This window comes from Paenibacillus sp. TCA20 (genome assembly GCF_000732325.1).
Taxonomy (GTDB): domain Bacteria; phylum Bacillota; class Bacilli; order Paenibacillales; family Paenibacillaceae; genus Paenibacillus; species Paenibacillus urinalis.
Window position 1 is genome coordinate 132,315 of the sequence record NZ_BBIW01000010.1, and the last position, 17,085, is coordinate 149,399.

Genomic DNA, 17,085 nt, shown 5'->3' on the forward strand with positions numbered 1-17,085 from the left:
CCCAATTTATAAGAGGTGATCTAATGGATATTATATCGCTACAAAAGGCAACAAAGGCAAAACGAGAGATGAAGAAAGTAAAGGATCGTCTTGGCGATGGTGTCCAGTCATCGTTTGCTAATGTCAAGGGTAGGCTGGAGGCACTGGAAGCCAGGAAGATCGGAGAGAATGCAGCAACGTATTTAATCAGCACTGATGATCAGTGGAAAGCCGGGACAATGAATAACGTCCTTGCTGCTGACGGTGTCCTGACTGGAGCAGGATCTTGGATTGGTGAGATCGAAATTCCAGACGCCGTATCACTATCTAAAATCGGAATAGAGACTAAAGTCTTACAAGCCGAGGATTATACCCCTCTGATTCAAGGTATGACATCTGGAACAGCACCGGCTCCGCAGGTCGCTACCGCATCGAGTGGTTCTGGTTATGCTATGTTCTCTGATTCGGGAAGCGCCGCGTGGAGATCGTCTGGTGGTGTGATTAGAAACTCATGGGTCATGATTGATTTGGGCTCTGCTAAAAACGTTACACAATACACAATGTCTACCGGGGTGGAAAATTCCACTACCAATACGTACTCTAATTCAATGCCAGGATCATGGAGGCTTGAAGGAAGTAATGATGGCACATCTTGGACCACGATCGATACAAGAACCGCCACCGCGGCTGATTGGGGCGGTTGGAGAAACTGGTCTACTAGGATTACGAAAACTTTCCAGTTTGCCAATGCCAATAATTATCGGTATTATCGATTCTATTTTGTGCAAACATGCGATACAAGCAGCAGCACATATACCTTTATCGTTGGCCGCACGCAGTTGTATGAGCAAGGCAGCGCCCAGCCAATTTATGTGAACGATGATTTCTCGACTGCAGATGTTACGATCGATACAGGAAGGGGATTCGAAGCGCTCGGATCGAGTGGTATAATCAACTCCAAATTCAATACGAACATTAAGGTGAAGATTGCGGCGCCAAGTGGAAAGACGCTGAGCATCAGCAAACTATCGATCACGTATCGCTCCCGTCCAATCAATATGCGGATATCCGAAGTGGAAAAAATGGTTGCAATCAATCTGAACAAGCATAATCTCCGGGTTGCAGCGCTTCTTAACAAAGCCAGATACAAGCTGACAGATATGGTTGTTGACGACTTCGCGGACTTGTCGGGTATTGACACTGATAAATCCACGGGGTATGCGTATGATGGTACATTGAAAAAAATATCGGTGTCTGATAATCAAGACACAGCGGAAGTTGTCACAGTAGCAGAAAAGCTTGACGCAGTTCCGGAGATGTTATTGCTTTCAGAAGCGTCGGCTGGAATATCCACAAGCACCAAATCACCTGATTTGGCTTCTGGAACAATGAATGGCACGGATTTTATGAATGGTGCAATTAACCTTCATGTTGTCGGAGAAACGAGCCAGAAGGTTTATGCGACATCAGGGACATATGAAACAGCGGTTATCGACATGGGCGATAACTATAAATCATTCAACCAGGTTACAGTGCTATCAGATATTCCGACCGGATCTTCTCTGAAGGTATCATCCTCTACTTCCGAGGATGGCGTTGCATTTACGCCGTATACTCCATTGAATCCGGATGGGTCTGTTGCTTCTCCAAACGGTAGATATATTAAATTCCGTTGCGACATGGAGTCGGGCACGACCACGACGAATGAGACGCTTCAGGATTTCACTTCAGATGAGGTAGATCGATTTGAAACGAATCCGTATATCCAGTTTGACGGGGCAGCTAAATTTCGCTTCTTTTATCGATCGGATATGCAGAAGGATTCAAGCTTTGCTGATTCAGGTAGCGTGTTCAGAGGGAAGATTAAGAAGTCCGAGTTTCAAGAGCTTAAATCGATAGAGGTGAACTAACAATGGCAGTTAAAGTAGGCCAAGTATTTACCGTCCCATACTCGGGAGCAAAAGAAAACTGGGTGGTACCTAATGGCGTCACTAAGGTCCGCATTCAATGTTACGGTCCTGTAGGTGGCGCGGCTTCCAGCGGCTATGCCGGAAACCATTATGTTGCACCGACGAATGGGGCAATCACGTACTATGATGTGAAGGTGGCGTCTAAGGAATCATTTAGCTGTTACGTAGGACAGGTTGGAATAACTGGAGGAACCGGTTCATACACGCCAGGACGATTGGGCCCAGGAGGAGGCGGTGGCGGCAGCGGGGCAACTCAGGTATATAAAGACGATGCCCTCATTGTAAGTGCCCGTGGTGGCGATGGAGCACATGGCGGAGATGGCAACACATCCAACTCTTCTGGCTATGGGTTGGGCGGAGATGCTGGATGGTCAGGACCCAATGGTATTGGTAAAAACGGAAAACGCGCGAGCTCTCTAAGCGGCGGCGCTGGCGGTGCTGGAGGTGGAACTAGTATTGGAACATCTACAGGTGCGACCAATAGTAGCGTAGGTAAGATTGAATTTATCGTCTTGGAAATCGCCAACTCAAAATATCTTTTCCAAGATGGATCGGATATTAAGAAGTATATGCCATATCAACCTGCAGTTGCGGGAAGCAACCAGATACCAAGAATGACTTCATATACAGCTCCATCTGGTGCAGTTTCCGCCAGCGCTTATCATATACAAACAGGATATGCTGCATGGAAAGCATTTGATGGTACGGAAACTGGTGTTTATCAATCTCCATCCGGAGCATTGACAGTCTGGGTAGAATATGACTTCCAGAGACCTGTTTTAATTTCGAAATATGTAATTCATGCAGGACAAAACGCCAGCTATTTGCCATTATCATGGGATTTCGAAGGATTTGATGGGGAAAACTGGATTGTATTAGACTCTCAAGATGGGCAGACAAACTGGGTGAATGGCGATATAAAAAGCTATTTATTTAGCAATACAGTGAGCTACAACAGGTATCGCATAAATATGAAGTCCGGAAGAAGCGACTCTTATTATCTTCCAGAGCTTGAAATGCATTCACCAAGCTATCCCGAGCAGCCAGCCAGATGGGAGGTAGTAGGAACAACTCCTGTTACCAAGGCGATGTTTGATGCAGACGGTATGAACGATACAGACCTAGCAAAGGTTGATCATGCAGCCATTCAATTGCTCAATTCTGAGAATATCGATCTGCTAGTGTGGACCGATGAAGTTGGAGCAATCCAAAGCTACTCTCAAAACCAGTGTGTGGCAGGAATACCATATGCAATTGGTAGCTTTAGCTCATCATCATATCCAGAGTCCTATGCATTTGATAACAACAGCAACACGAAATGGGTTGCCACTCACGCCACATCAATCGGAAATGGGGCGATTGGATATCAATTCCCAAGCCCGATTGAAATTCGGAAATTCGTTATTCAAATGTCGAATAACCTTATGACGGCATTTAAGGTGCAATACTCTGACGATGGGGCAGCGTGGACGACAGCCACATCCGTATCAGGGATTACAGCAAATACGACCGAAATTAAAATCGGCTCATTCGGCGCACACAGCTACTGGCGGCTGCTTAATGATACAATGACTAATTCAATGTGGGAAGTAGTCGAGCTACAAATGATGACTGGTAATCCATCCCCTCCGAGTCGAACGATGGACATAACAGCAATCCCCTTCAGGCAGCTACTTATTCCAACGAGCGATCTTACCGTGGGAGAAATCGATAAAGTGCGACTTGATATTGTCAATAAAAAACCTGAAAATGCTATACCGCTCATGACAAGCAATACCGCTCCAAGCGGTAAAGCAAGCTCCAGTACGTATCAAACTGGAAGCGAAGCTTACAAAGCCTTTGACTCCGTTCGTACTGCCGGATCGTCATCATGGTTAACCGCATCGAATGTATTAACAGGCTGGCTTGCTTACGAGTTTCCTACAGCCAAGGTCATCACTTCATACATGATCATTCCGTACACGGAAAGCTTATCACCAAAAACGTGGACGTTTGAAGGCAGTAATGATGGAATCACATGGGATGTGCTAGATCGGCAGGCCTTAGCAGCGTGGGCCGATTGGAGTCCAAGAGGAACTAGTTTGACCTACTCGTTTGCGAATGATGTTGCATACACGAAGTACCGGCTAAATATTACGGAATCCTTCGGAACTGCTTATGTCGGCATCGCGGTTCTGGAAATGTATGAAAAACCAGTCGGCACGGATCTCAAGGTATTGCTAAGTGGAGATAGTGGGCTTACCTGGAAAACGCTTAAAGGTGGCGGAGAATTTTTGCCAGCGATGACATCTAATTCAACGCCAGCTCCTTACCTGGTTGAAGCATCCTCTGTTTTGACTGGTGCGAGTAATTATCAGCCATGGAAGGCATTCAATAAAACAGTAACTGATTATACCGACTCCTGGATAAGCGATGATAAGGTCGGATGGGTATCAATTGATCTAGGCAGCAGTGGAAGTAAAAAAATATCGGAATATTCTGTTACTTGTCGAAATTGGAACGATAGTCAAGCTGACAAAGAAACCACGGCACCAAAATCTTGGACCTTTGAAGGGTCAAATGACAATGCAAATTGGGCTATACTTGATACGCAAGTTAACCAGATATCTTGGACAAAAGCGCAAAAGAGATCCTTCAAAATTTCCAATAGTGGTATATATCGTTATTATCGATTAAACATCTCAGATAATAACGGAGCGTACTATGTAGCAATTGGAGAGATCGGGTTAATTGAAGCTCCATCTTTCCAAACGGTTAATATTGCAGATATGGCAGCTGTAAAATCCAGCGGAATGACGCCGGCACAAGTTAATGCGATATCTGCATCTGACTGGTCTAATCTTGTGAGCAGTGGCAAGCTTCGTCTAGCTTTCTACATGGAGCTTAACAATATGACCGATATTCTTGAGATCAGAAAACTGGACGTAAATCAAAAGATTCACACGATAACGCCAAGCCTAAGTGGGATTTCGGTGATATACAATAACCTAAAGATCTCAAAGCCCCACTTTTTTGTATCAAGAGATGATGGCGGAACATGGACAGAAGTATCGCCAGATGCTCTGACCAAATTAGACGGCATGCCAGAGGGCAAGATGCTCAGGGTGAAAGCTGTTCTAAGGAACGGCGAAGAGGTTCAAGCATTATCATATTCCTGGGTGTAAGGAGGATTTTAAATGAGCATGGATATTATTAGTTACGGGGTCGCCAACAAGGCGGCCTCCGATCAAAAGAAAACTCGGGATACAACGCTCGGCGCAGGCGTCGAGGGACAGGCCCATAACCTCAAGGAAAGAATCGACCTAGCCGAGAAATATATCCAGGGTGTCGTTCGGTTAGCAGACAGTATAATCGTTAAGGATACCATCAATATCATGAAAGCCAACGCCAGACTGAATGTGATCGCAAAGTCCAAGCGCTACAAACTGGCAAACATGGTCTTTGAAGACTTCCTAGACGACTCTGGAATTGATGCTGCGAAAAGCACGAACTTCTCACTGGACATAACACTCGGGAAAGTGAGCTCTGTGTCCGGCACAGCAGTTATCACAAGCACGGCTGAGACTGCTGATGCTGTGCCGAGCAAGGCCATCCTCGTTACTGAAGAGAATATGCCGCAGAAGACGCCGCTGATTCCAACGATGATAAGCAATATTAGGCCGATTCCATATGTCGCTAGTGCATACGACCAAACATATTCGTCTAATCAGGCATGGATGGCCTTTGATGAAACAAGTAATTATTTTATGGGGGGCGTCAACGCAAAGCTTCCGTATTGGTTGATGATCGATCTTGGCACAAATGCGGAGGCTGCCAATCAATTGGAGATTATTACGACGGGCTATGGTACACCGCAAGGCGGATTGATACAGGGCAGTATGGATGGAAAAACCTTCGAGAATTTGGCGACGCTTCCAGCAAGTATGGCCTACTACAGAACCTATCTAATTGATTTCGTAAACACCGTAAAATACAGATACTACCGTCTAATTCAAACGACGTCAGGTCTAAACCGCATGGAAGTCAATAAAATGCAGCTTTATAAGGTGACTAGTGAAGGCGCGCAAGTCGGAAAGTACTTTATTTCAAGAGATGACGGAGTGACGTGGGAACCGATCAACCCGGGGGAGCTCTTTTATTTCGGAGGAAACACACCTGCTGGCACAAAAATCCGGACCCGAATTGAAATGCCAGACAAATCAGAACTATTAAACTACGGACTCACCTGGTCCTAAAGGAGACGATCGACTATGGCAAGAGAGCGATTCACACTGGTAACAGACGAAGTAAAACGCGAGGAGGATATTCGCCGGCAGATTGAAACCGGCGAAATGAATCCGGGAGTATATGCCACGCTGTCTGATGACGATAAAACAGCAGTATCTAATGTCCTGTTCGAGATGTCTTCCGAGAAGATCGAGCCGAACCAAGGCACATCTGCATTGGAGTTTATTCTGTTTGCTTTCATGCGTATCACCAACAAGAAACTGTCCGGCATGAGCCTTACCGCAGAGGATCAGGAAGTAGAAGACGCGCTTCAAGTGATTCTAGGCAATCACCAGATCACGGATGGCACCACACCAAAAGCAGATTGGCTCTTCGATTACATGAGCTATGCGCAGGCCAAATCGGCCGAGTTCCTGCAGAACCGCGCAGAACACATCGACCGTAAGAAGAGCACCATCGGAGTGATCTAATGGATTTCGAGGTCGGTGACATCTTAATGATACGCGGAGACACTTTTATGGTGTCTCCCATCATCAAAGAAGTCCTTCATTCCGAGTTCTCCCATGTCGCTATCGCTGTCGGAAAGAACCACATCTGCGAGATCGATGCCTTCAAGCGAATGCGGATCGTAAGTAATCCATATACCGATTACGACCTATACCGGATCAACACCGGACTAAAAGCAGCAGAGAAGCTAAAGATGCAGACGTTCCTCCAAGAGAAGTGCAGAACCATAAAGGGATATGATTGGCTGCGGATCATCGAGATCATCTTACGTCGGTATCTCAAGTGGGAAGTTTCTCTCAACACCAAGAATCGGTACATCTGCTCGGAAGTAATTGACGCCGCGTATGCGGCCATCGGAATGAATCTGGTGCCGCAGCTCGAAGATGAGGACGTAACTCCGATGGATATCTTAAAATCGCCCTACATTGTTCAGATCAAAAATACCCTTGCAAAGAGTGTGTAGCAATTCGCTATGCACTCTTTCTTTAAATGTAAACAGGCTTTATAATGTAATAATGTAACGTATTACAAAGAAAGGGGGATATGATGTGGATTATACATTGGATATCGATGGCGTCCTTTTCGCGAGCAATAAGCCATTCTCTGCGACCCTCGCCGTACTGGAAGACCTCCAGGATGACAACGTGTTTACGGAAGAACGAGACTACGCCTCGTTCGAGAAGACCCCGCTTCAGTACCAGATCACCTCAGAGACCGGAGACGATATTATCCAAGTCACAATTCCGTATTCCAATCGCCTGAGTGATTCAGATGCCGCACATGCCGTAGTTTGCTTCCATGATGGTATCAGTAACTGGCGGCCGGTCAAGACCGACTGCGACCAAGATGGGCGCACTCTGCAAGCGACATTCGTGGGAAAAAAACTGACGATTGGCTTATTCCTTAACGAATATTTCTATTCAGAATATACACAGTACATGGCAGATGAGTTTCCTACATGGACAACGCTGCGCGGGAAAAAGTTCAGTCTTGGACAAAGATTTTTAAACTACTTCGGGATGCAGTTTGAACGAGGCATGGGTGATCTTAAAGATATCCGCCGCCAGCGATTCATCGACACGCTTGACCCGAACATGATGGACTGGGTTTATATCTATCCAATCCCTAAGATTTCATCTACAGACAGTCTAACGATTTATGATCAAGAAAATGCTGACCTTCGTAAGCCGGTTCCCATCTTAAGCTCACTAAAAGAGTTCTTTTATAACATGGAGCAGAAGGGCGTCATTATTGATTACGAGTCTCGAGTCATGTACTCCATTCGTCGATATGAAACCATTCTAGGTGTAGTCGAGAATATTGATAACCGGCAGGGCTTCCGATCAACACCGACACCTCATTTAATCTGGAATGCCTTTGATGAGTTCGGGCTTTTAGTCGGCGTGAAGCGCCTGACGCTTGAGCGGAATGCAGAGTATCGTGAGCGCATCAAAGATGCTTTCCGTTACCCGGCAAACAACAGTGAGCTGGGGCTAACCCATGCACTCGGCCGCGAGCTTGGCTTAATCCGGAGATTCGTGTGGAAAGACGATACGAAGAACTTGTACATCAAAGGCAGCGGACTAGACCACCGCACGATCCGTGTGGATGGCCAGAAGATTGAACCTAACATGTACGCAGTAGATCGGTTCGGCAACATCATGATTCAGGCTTTCCGTGAAGGAAAAGAGCATACCGTCTCCATCATCAAAGATGTCTTCAAGCATCAGCTGTACGATAAACAGGATGAAGAATTGTACAAAATGATGTTCGGTGAAGATGGGCAAGCCACAGACAAGCTAATCAATTGGGTGAATTACATCAACGAAGTAGCTCCTGTGATGTGGGGGAAATTCAATTGGGATGAAGGATACTGGGATACGATCAGCAGAGACCTGACGGGGATCGGGTATCTTCCAAACATTTGGGATTCAGATATCAAGGTCTGGGACGATTACACATTCAGACTAGATCTAGCGAAGGAGAAGTTTTAATGGCCATAATCAATTTCGATTATAAAATCAAAGCAGAGATTATCCCAACGTGGGAACACCCATTTCATTTCGCCGTCTATGCTGACGTAGAGAAGCCAAATGGAGATAGATATAACGATAAGCTATATGAGGGGCGTGGAGTGCTTAATCAGCAGCACACAAACTATGATAGCAAAGCTCATATCGAATTAGATGGCGTAGTTATTGAACTCGAAGAGGGAGATGTCATCCAAGGATATACGGCTATCTCACTAGACCCGAATGTATCCATCGTGGTGAACGAGAGCAGTATTGATTCCGTTTATGCTTGGATCGAATCCAGAGCAGCTGTGCCGATTGCAACCGAAACAAAATGGATTACAGCAGAGCAGATCGACACTAACATTCACGGTACTAAGGAAACGGCAAAGACTTTAAATCGTACTGAGCTGAAGCAGCTGCTTGAACGCAACAGCGAAATAGAGTTCCCTCTTCGCTATGATATTCGATCCCTTGAACTTATCAGCAATAAAGAGAATGTAATTATGGAGCTTTCTGAGGAGGGTATTGAAGTCTTTGGTTTTGATGCTTCTCTGATTGAGAATGTCATCGGAAGCATAAGTGTAAATGAGATCATTGTCACTCACCGAGAGACTATCCCTGTTCCGCTTTTCCTTGATGTTGAAAGTGCTTCAGGCATACAGTTAAATCTAATTGAAGGCATCATCGATAACCGGAATATCGCAAGAGTGGCTTCAATTAAAGAAGACAAGATTTGGATTGAAGGCATGGGCGTTGGCGAAACAAGCATTCGTATCAACTATGCAGGGGTCCTGATTGCTGAAACACCGATCCGAGTAGAGAAGCCAAAAGCGATTATCCATACTTCTCTGGATAGCAAAAACTTTTATGTAGGTCAGCCTTTTCAAATCCACTTGATGCCAGAATATACGAATGGAGATGTCTTTGAAACTTCCACCTGCGAGTATGAATTGCAGGGCGGAGAAGTAGAATCTCAACTAGATACGACAACGCTTAGTATCATTCCTCATACTGCAGGTGTTTTAATAATGCAGGTTCGTCTTGTTAGTAAGACAGGGGAGGTGGTGGAGGCAACCATAAAGCTGCCGGTGCGGGATAAGCACCTGTATCGATTCCATGTTCAGCCTGAAGAAGCTACGATCGTTCAAGGCGATAAGCTATCTCTTTCTGCTCAATATCAAAACACATCGGCCGGCATGGAACATGATGACTCTTTAATTGAGTGGAGTGTTTTAGAAGGCACTGAGTTTGTTCAGATGGAGAATAGTAAGGGAAGAAGTGTCATCCTTGGTGGTTATGGATCAGGAGTCGTCCGGCTTAAAGCAAGCGTTTATGATAATGAAGCTGAAGCCACGATCCATATCGTAGGACAGACGCAACCCATCCTGCACTTTGCAGAAACCAATATACTCATGGCGCCAGGAGAGCGAAAATCGATCTATCCCGCTATCGTAAATGATGATGGTCGCAGCCGGCCGATTGCGTGGGACATCCAGCAAAACAGCTGCCTTAATATCGTAGATGAAGGCGCAAGTAAACTTGTGTTTGAAGCTATCACGAATGGCAGAGCCACAATCATCTGCAAAGCAGGGGATCTGAAGCAACAGATTTATGTCGATGTATCCGAGAACCGGATTCAAGCGTTCAGCACCGAGGCAGTAGATGGATCGATTTATATTCCGACAGAAGACTCTCCAGAACAATGGACGGATGTAGAAAAAGATCCGAATTATATTGAGAGCCCAGGGATGCTGACGAGCATGTATACCCGGACAAGCGGAGAAGAAGATCCGAACTATGCTTTCCACTCAGGGATCGGGGATCAAGACGACCTGCTGGTGAAAAAGCCTCAGCTAGAAAACAGCGTCCAGCCATTCCAATATGCAGCACGTCTGCGCGGGAAGAAACGCCATTCCATTATGATCTATCCAGAAATCGCATTCCAATACAGCGTTCAGTATAAAGGCGATCTCTACGTGACCTATAACGAGTCTCCATTCAAGGTGAGCATTGATGCTTATCCAGCGAAGAAGTTCGAGTTTACGATCAAAGAAGACCGCAAGCTTGAAACAATCAAGGACTATGAGGTTGAAATGTCCGTGGAAGGGCAAGTTACGAAAAAGGATTTGGAGTACGCCGTCAACTGGAAAGCAAATGTGGAAGTGAATGATGAAGGTGACGTAAAAGGATTGTTCGTTTCTGGAGGAGACAAAGGAGACTTCATCGGTAGCGGCACCGCGTTGTCTTGGCGACTCGGAAGCGGATACGTCTATGACACATACAACCTCAGCCGGTTCAGTGGCGTTGTGGCAAAGAAATACTATGACTACACTAGCTACGAAGCTGAGTTTGATTACAAGCCAATTGCGGGCGACTCATCAGGCATTGCAGACGATGACCTTATCGGACTGATCTTCAAAGCAAGAGATAAGCGAAACTTCTACATGCTGCTGATTGAAAGCCATGAGCGTGCAAGAAACTCAAACCGTACAGGCGACAACTTGGAAGGGTTCAATATCTACACTGGGACACCGGAACAATGGAACGCGCGATCTGTAAGAGGAGCCAGCTATCAGACCGAATCAGAATGGCGGCTATATACGCAGAGCATGGGGTGGAAGACACAGCATAGACGCGTCTACAAAGTAACCGATGGAGTAATGAGTCGGGTTAATGTAAATGATCTAGGCGGCGGCAATGGATGGGATTTCAATGTCATGCAGAGCATGATGGTCCGCTCCATGGGTAAGAAGGTAGAGCTTCATGTCCGCCACAGCTTAAGCGGCAACTATGCAAAAATATTCGAGTTCAATACGGATTGGGAAGAGGGAAGCTTTGGGATGTGTAATATCTCTCAGGCTGTTCAGTTCCATGGGATTCGTGTGCGGGAATGGAATCAGATCGAAGGGCGCATTCCGGAAACCGGCTATGACAAATATACGGGGATCGGAAGTAAAACGATCTCTTCTTCTGGTAGAGAATACGTGAAGACTCAAGTCGTATCTAAACTCAGCTCGCCATCACAGAAATATGAAGTCACAGAAGTAGCTGGCGAATTAACGGATAGCTCTGCTGGCAGTATCACGGCATCTGTCACAGGAGCCATCGTGGTGAAGTCCAACAATCCGCCTAATGCAGGAGAGCCGATCACGCAGAAGTTTACGAAGAGTGGCCAGATTCGAATTACGCCCGACAACATTGATTTGAATACGGCTGCCGAAGTCTATACGAATGCTCAAGAGTTCTTTAAAGCAGAGCTGTCTAAATTCAAGAGTGATCATCCGGAAATGTCTGCAAGCAGTGTCGTGCCGACCTTTACGCTAGTTAAGCCGGCTGTTGATGATGCGGAGAAAGACTTTACGCAAGAGCGCCTATTGATGTGGGAGACTGAACCCGAGATTGTAACAACCGAGATTGATTATGAGCATAATGTATTTGCTTATGAAGGATGGGTCGCAGGACGGCCTCTGACGGACTTTGTAGGCGGTAACTGGGCAACCTACACATTAACCTTCCATGATAACTCAGGGACCGTCAACGAGCAGTATGACGCTTGGAAGTGGCAGAACAGCGGAGCAGTCGACATTCATCATGATCCGTCCGATGTGCTCATGCTCAAAACAACAGAGTGGTACAAGGGGATATTCCCTGCCGATATCCTGAATGAAGGAATCGTTAATAGTGAAGAAGACAGCTTCGTTGATATCCCGCCAAGCCATGAACATTACATCGAGCCGTATCTAAGCACACCGATGCCAGGCATCTATGACAACGTTCATTATCTTTTGTATAAGGAGCCTATCGGCAAGCAGACATTCACTTGGATGTATTGGGAAAGCCAGCCGGGAATCACAACCCGCAACAGCGGACTTCCTATTAATCAGTTGACCGGCAAACCAATCATCAAGACAGATCGTCAGAATGATCGCGTTGTGGTGAAGTGTGATGAAGATCCAAGATACATCCCTTATACAACGGGGAAAGAAATTGGATATGGAAAAGTTAATGGCAAGCGTCCATTCTTCGGAGACTCAGCTGGGCGAGCAAACATGATTGGGGTTCCAACAAACACAGTGTTCATCCCTGAGAATATGGTCAACATTACAGGGCCGTATATCGAAGTTAGCGACGATCGTGTGAGCTACAGCATCGATGCCGGAGGAAAGACGGTTACGTTCAGCTCTGATTTCAAAGACGCTTACGTTTGGCATACCGATTGGTATACGGGCTGGCATGAAGATGAGAGAGGTTTCCATGCAGATCTGAATACGACAACAACCATAGGCGATCCAATCTCCATCAATCCGGAGGATCAGGAAGACTATGATGATAATGTCTCTATCGAAGGCGTTGAAGTCATCAGCAACAATCCGTTTGTTTCTGTCTGGCCAACTCAAGCAGAGGGAAGTTCTTCAGGACTCTTGGGAACGTACTATCGCTACCCACAAGAGATTGAGAACTTGCTTGAGAAGTTTGTTGTCGGCGGTAACTTCCAAATCAAAGAGCAGGTCTTTGTCATTGAAGAAGCGGTGGCTCCAGTAAATACGCCAGGATTACCTGCATCCGAAACGTTCATTCCCGGCAGTGCGCCGGTGAGAGGAACCATTCAAGGAGTTACGGAGTTCGAGGTAGCGACAGTATATGTTCCTGCAGGAAAGCCAATCCTTAAGATCGCATCGAACTTCATGATTGATACTGGAAATAAGTATCCTGACCTGCTTGTGACTGCGCCGAACGGTGAACAGTTTGGTGTTAAATACATGAATGGGACTTGGTCTGCTTCAGGAACAACTGCATCCGATTTCTTAAGCTGCAGACAGTACACGCACTCTGGAGATAGCGGGCATGCAGAAGTGATGACCTTCACGCTGCCGATTGAGGGGACATGGACCATTAGCGTATTCAACCAAGGGAATGCACAGACCGCTTACATGGTGACAACTAACATTGGTACCGATGTACGTAAGGTGCTGAGCCTGAGCTATGTACCAGACCCTGATTCTGTTTCGGTCAAAGTGAACGGCATTTCAATTACAGCTTTCGCTATGGATCGTAAGGATGTCATTATTACAGCGCCGATCGTGAACGAAGATGTCATTGAGGTAAATTACTCTGCAGGTGGAATCAAGATCAAAGAGCTGCCTATGCAAACAGACTTCCCGATGTATGATGTGCCGCCTTACAAGGTGCTGTCAGTCAGAAAGAATGATGTGGAGATTCCGGAGAGTACAACAAACGGATACTCCATTGATGGTCAGACCTTTAAGATCAGAGGAAGCTATGTAACGCCAGGCGTTATTCGAATCAGATACGGTGTTGGTGAGATTGATAACACATTTGATTTAGCCAATGATCCGCAGCTATCTCCGGAAGTTTATCTAAATGGAACGAAGCTGGATGAAACGAAATACAGCATCAGCGGTCGTGTTCTTACAGTGGATAAAGAATTGCTCATGCCTAAAGATTGGATTCACTTGCAGTCTTACAGAGTGGCCAAGCGTTTCGATCCTCAGAAAGAAAACTACTTGGGTGATGTGAAAATGTCCCGCGTCGATCCATTCATTAACTTTAATTGGGGAACGCAATCACCGTTCACAGAGAGCCTGGAGCCTGCCGGCTTCCGCATGATGGCCGTCATTCCAGATCAGATTAAATTCAATCTGAATGTTGAGATGGAGATCAGTTATCCTTCATCTGAAGTCATCGACACCAGCAACTTCACAGGTGTATGGAGTAAGTTTGACGAGAACATCGGATCGAATGTAGGGGATTGGCATGGACCACCGGAAGCTGGATACGACAAAGTAACAAACCTTGCTAACCAGAGCTACCGATCCGGATGGTATAACCCTGAGCATGCAGATATGACAGACTATGATTTTGAGTTCATGGTGCAGGAAATTGGCTCCGGGGATGACGATATGTATGGAGCTATTTTTAGGTTCAATCCATCCACTAAAAACTTCTACTCATTCGAGTGGGATGCCAATGGGATGGACACGAAAGGGATGGCTGTTTATCGAAACATCTGTACGAACCCATCTCAATATGGAACTGCGCTTCTGTCATATAACAAAGTGAAGCTTGCTCACCTGCCAGAGCCTTGGGCGTATGGTACCGATCAAACGAATAAGATCAGAGTTCGAGTAGTAGGGCAGTCCATTCAAGTCTACACCAACGATGTACTGAAATTTGATATCGTAGATAATTCACCAGACGCACTGATTTCAGGAGCGTGGGGTCCAGTGACAATGTCTCAACCGAGAACATACTTTTGGAATTTCAGCACCTCGAAAATTCTAAAGGAAACAATCCGGAAGCCGATGAGCGCAGAGAAGATGAAGTCACTAACGGACAGTATCCGAACCGAGGAAATGCTAGTTAGTGACCAGCGAATGATTGATTTCTTTAGCAGCGAATTAAGCAGCTTCTTGAGCGCGCATGGATTCAATCGAAGTGATGTATCCCTACAGTACTTTATCAAAAACGATACAAGTGATTACAAGACGCACTTTACGACAAGCGGTATTGTTACATCTAGTGATGATGCCAAAGTATCGGCTACTGTGATTACACGTCCCGCGTCCACGCCGGAACAACCTGCTTGGCTGGATTACCGTGAAGTCAACCGAGGGCACTTGCCACCAGACACATCGGTGGATGTTTACAGTCCTGATCAGCCAGAGCCTTACATCGATCCGATTCAGCCGGCCGATGAAGGGACACCAAATGATGGCTTTGCGATTAACTGGAAGGGCAGTATCTATGCACCAGTATCAGGAACCTACACCTTCTACTCCACATCGGATGATGGCTTCCGACTCTGGATCGATAAGAAACTCATCATTGATAAGTGGGTTCTGCAATCTGCAACGACTCATGTCGGCAGTATTGAATTGCAGGGAGGCAAATGGTACGACTTCAATGCTAACTACTTCGAGAACGAAGGCACAGCCAGCGTGAAGTTGGAGTGGTCACATCCGGCAACAGAGCGGGCAATGATCTCACCTGATTTCTTCACTCCTCGTTTAGGATATGCAGTGAATGCCAGAGTGAAAGAAGCAACACCGCTGCCGTGGAGCCCGATGATTCATAATGGCTATTACTACTTCAAAGATAAGGAACATTACTTGTATGCGAAGAAGACGCGCCATGTGATGACACCGGTCGATCACCAGCTTCTCATTCAACCACGTCCGCAGCAAGGAGCGCCAATGATCGTGAGAGATAACGAAGGAAATATTCTTCGCAAGACGGCTTTCTATGAAGAAGTCTTTAATGAGAATGGCTTGCTCATTGATATCCAGCAGACATTGACTTATAAAGAAGAGCTGATGGGCAATGGATACAGTAAGTACTATCTAACCTATAAGGGGATTGATCCGGATAGTCTTATAATTAAATTGAATGGCATTACAATTTCAGCAGATAAATATGTATTTGATGCAGAGAAATCATCGATTCAGTTCATGAACAATGTAGGAAACCGTGATATAATGAACTTCGAATATAGCTTGATGTACAGCTATTTTGTAGACTACAACCATGATCCGAATAATGATGTCGCCAAGATTGTTCTTCATCCGAACTATGATCCAGACAAGATGAAAGATATGGAGATCATTTATGAAGGCGATGCGTTTAGTCCGTTCTATCGAGCAAAAGAAATCGCACTGAATCCGCTGCTCACTCATAATCACAAGGGCTTCCTATACTTGACCAACAAGATATTGGATACACCAAAATCTGTGGATATCAATGTATCACCAAAGACACTGTCTTCCGATGGATTAGGAAAGGTTCTAGTGACAGGGAAGGTACTGGACAAATACAACAATCCTATTCAGAACAAGAATGTGGACGTATATCGTGATGGAGAATTAATCTACAGCGGTCCAACGAACCGTGCAGGAGAAGTCTACGTTTACGATAAGCCGGTGCCTAGAGCTGAAATGATCAGCGTATATCAGATTATTTGCGAAGACTTAAATAACCAAACACTTCTAAATTTCTATGTTCCTAATATGAAGGATCGCTACTTCCTTGAAGTGAAGACCAGTAAAGCAGCGATCCAAGCGGGGCAGGATGATAAGGCGACCATCTACATCACGCTTCGGAATGAGAACTGGGAGAACGTGGCTGGGGAGAGAATCAAGATCGTTTGTCGTAATACGAAAGGTGAAATCACTACTTCTGAAATGACGACAAATGTCTATGGCCAAGCAGAGTGGACAGTCTCCGCTTTGAATGAGCAACAAGGCAATATTACTGTAACAGCTTCTTACAGTATGGAAGGTGAAACAGCAAGCAACTTCATCTACCTGAAGGTAATAGGGGCGTAACAACCCCTATTGCTTTTTACATAGGTGAAAGAAGGGAGATTAAAA

The 17,085-nt window shown here is 45.7% G+C and carries 7 protein-coding genes; all 7 read left to right on the forward strand.

The annotated features are described in order from the left end of the window. Nucleotides 1-23 precede the first annotated feature (23 nt). The 7 genes from TCA2_RS18605 to TCA2_RS18635 all read left to right on the forward strand — a co-directional run bounded on the left by TCA2_RS18605 (nt 24) and on the right by TCA2_RS18635 (nt 17,040). On the forward strand, nt 24-1,889 hold the full coding sequence (locus TCA2_RS18605) for a hypothetical protein (RefSeq protein ID WP_047913109.1): 1,866 nt from the start codon (nt 24-26) through the stop codon (nt 1,887-1,889). Nucleotides 1,890-1,891: 2 nt separating this feature from the next. Beyond that, the gene (locus TCA2_RS27905; protein ID WP_052512196.1) at nt 1,892-5,113 is read left to right on the forward strand and encodes a discoidin domain-containing protein; all 3,222 of its coding nucleotides are present in this window, start codon (nt 1,892-1,894) and stop codon (nt 5,111-5,113) included. A gap of 12 nt (nt 5,114-5,125) precedes the next feature. Then, the gene (locus TCA2_RS18615) at nt 5,126-6,184 is read left to right on the forward strand and encodes a hypothetical protein (RefSeq protein ID WP_047913110.1); all 1,059 of its coding nucleotides are present in this window, start codon (nt 5,126-5,128) and stop codon (nt 6,182-6,184) included. A gap of 15 nt (nt 6,185-6,199) precedes the next feature. Beyond that, nucleotides 6,200-6,646: a hypothetical protein gene (locus TCA2_RS18620; RefSeq protein WP_047913111.1), complete on the forward strand. Its 447-nt coding sequence runs from the start codon at nt 6,200-6,202 to the stop codon at nt 6,644-6,646. Then, entirely contained in the window at nt 6,646-7,146 is a 501-nt protein-coding gene (locus TCA2_RS18625; RefSeq protein WP_047913112.1) for a hypothetical protein, read from the forward strand. The genes TCA2_RS18620 and TCA2_RS18625 overlap by 1 nt, the downstream gene beginning before the upstream one ends. Nucleotides 7,147-7,231: 85 nt before the next feature. Next, nucleotides 7,232-8,677 (forward strand): hypothetical protein, encoded by a 1,446-nt coding sequence (locus tag TCA2_RS18630; protein WP_052512198.1) that lies wholly within the window; start codon nt 7,232-7,234, stop codon nt 8,675-8,677. Further along, nucleotides 8,677-17,040 carry a PA14 domain-containing protein gene (locus TCA2_RS18635; RefSeq protein WP_047913113.1) on the forward strand — a complete coding sequence of 2,788 codons (8,364 nt, stop codon included), beginning with the start codon at nt 8,677-8,679 and terminating at the stop codon, nt 17,038-17,040. Before TCA2_RS18630 ends, TCA2_RS18635 begins: the two co-directional genes overlap by 1 nt. Nucleotides 17,041-17,085: the final 45 nt, after the last annotated feature.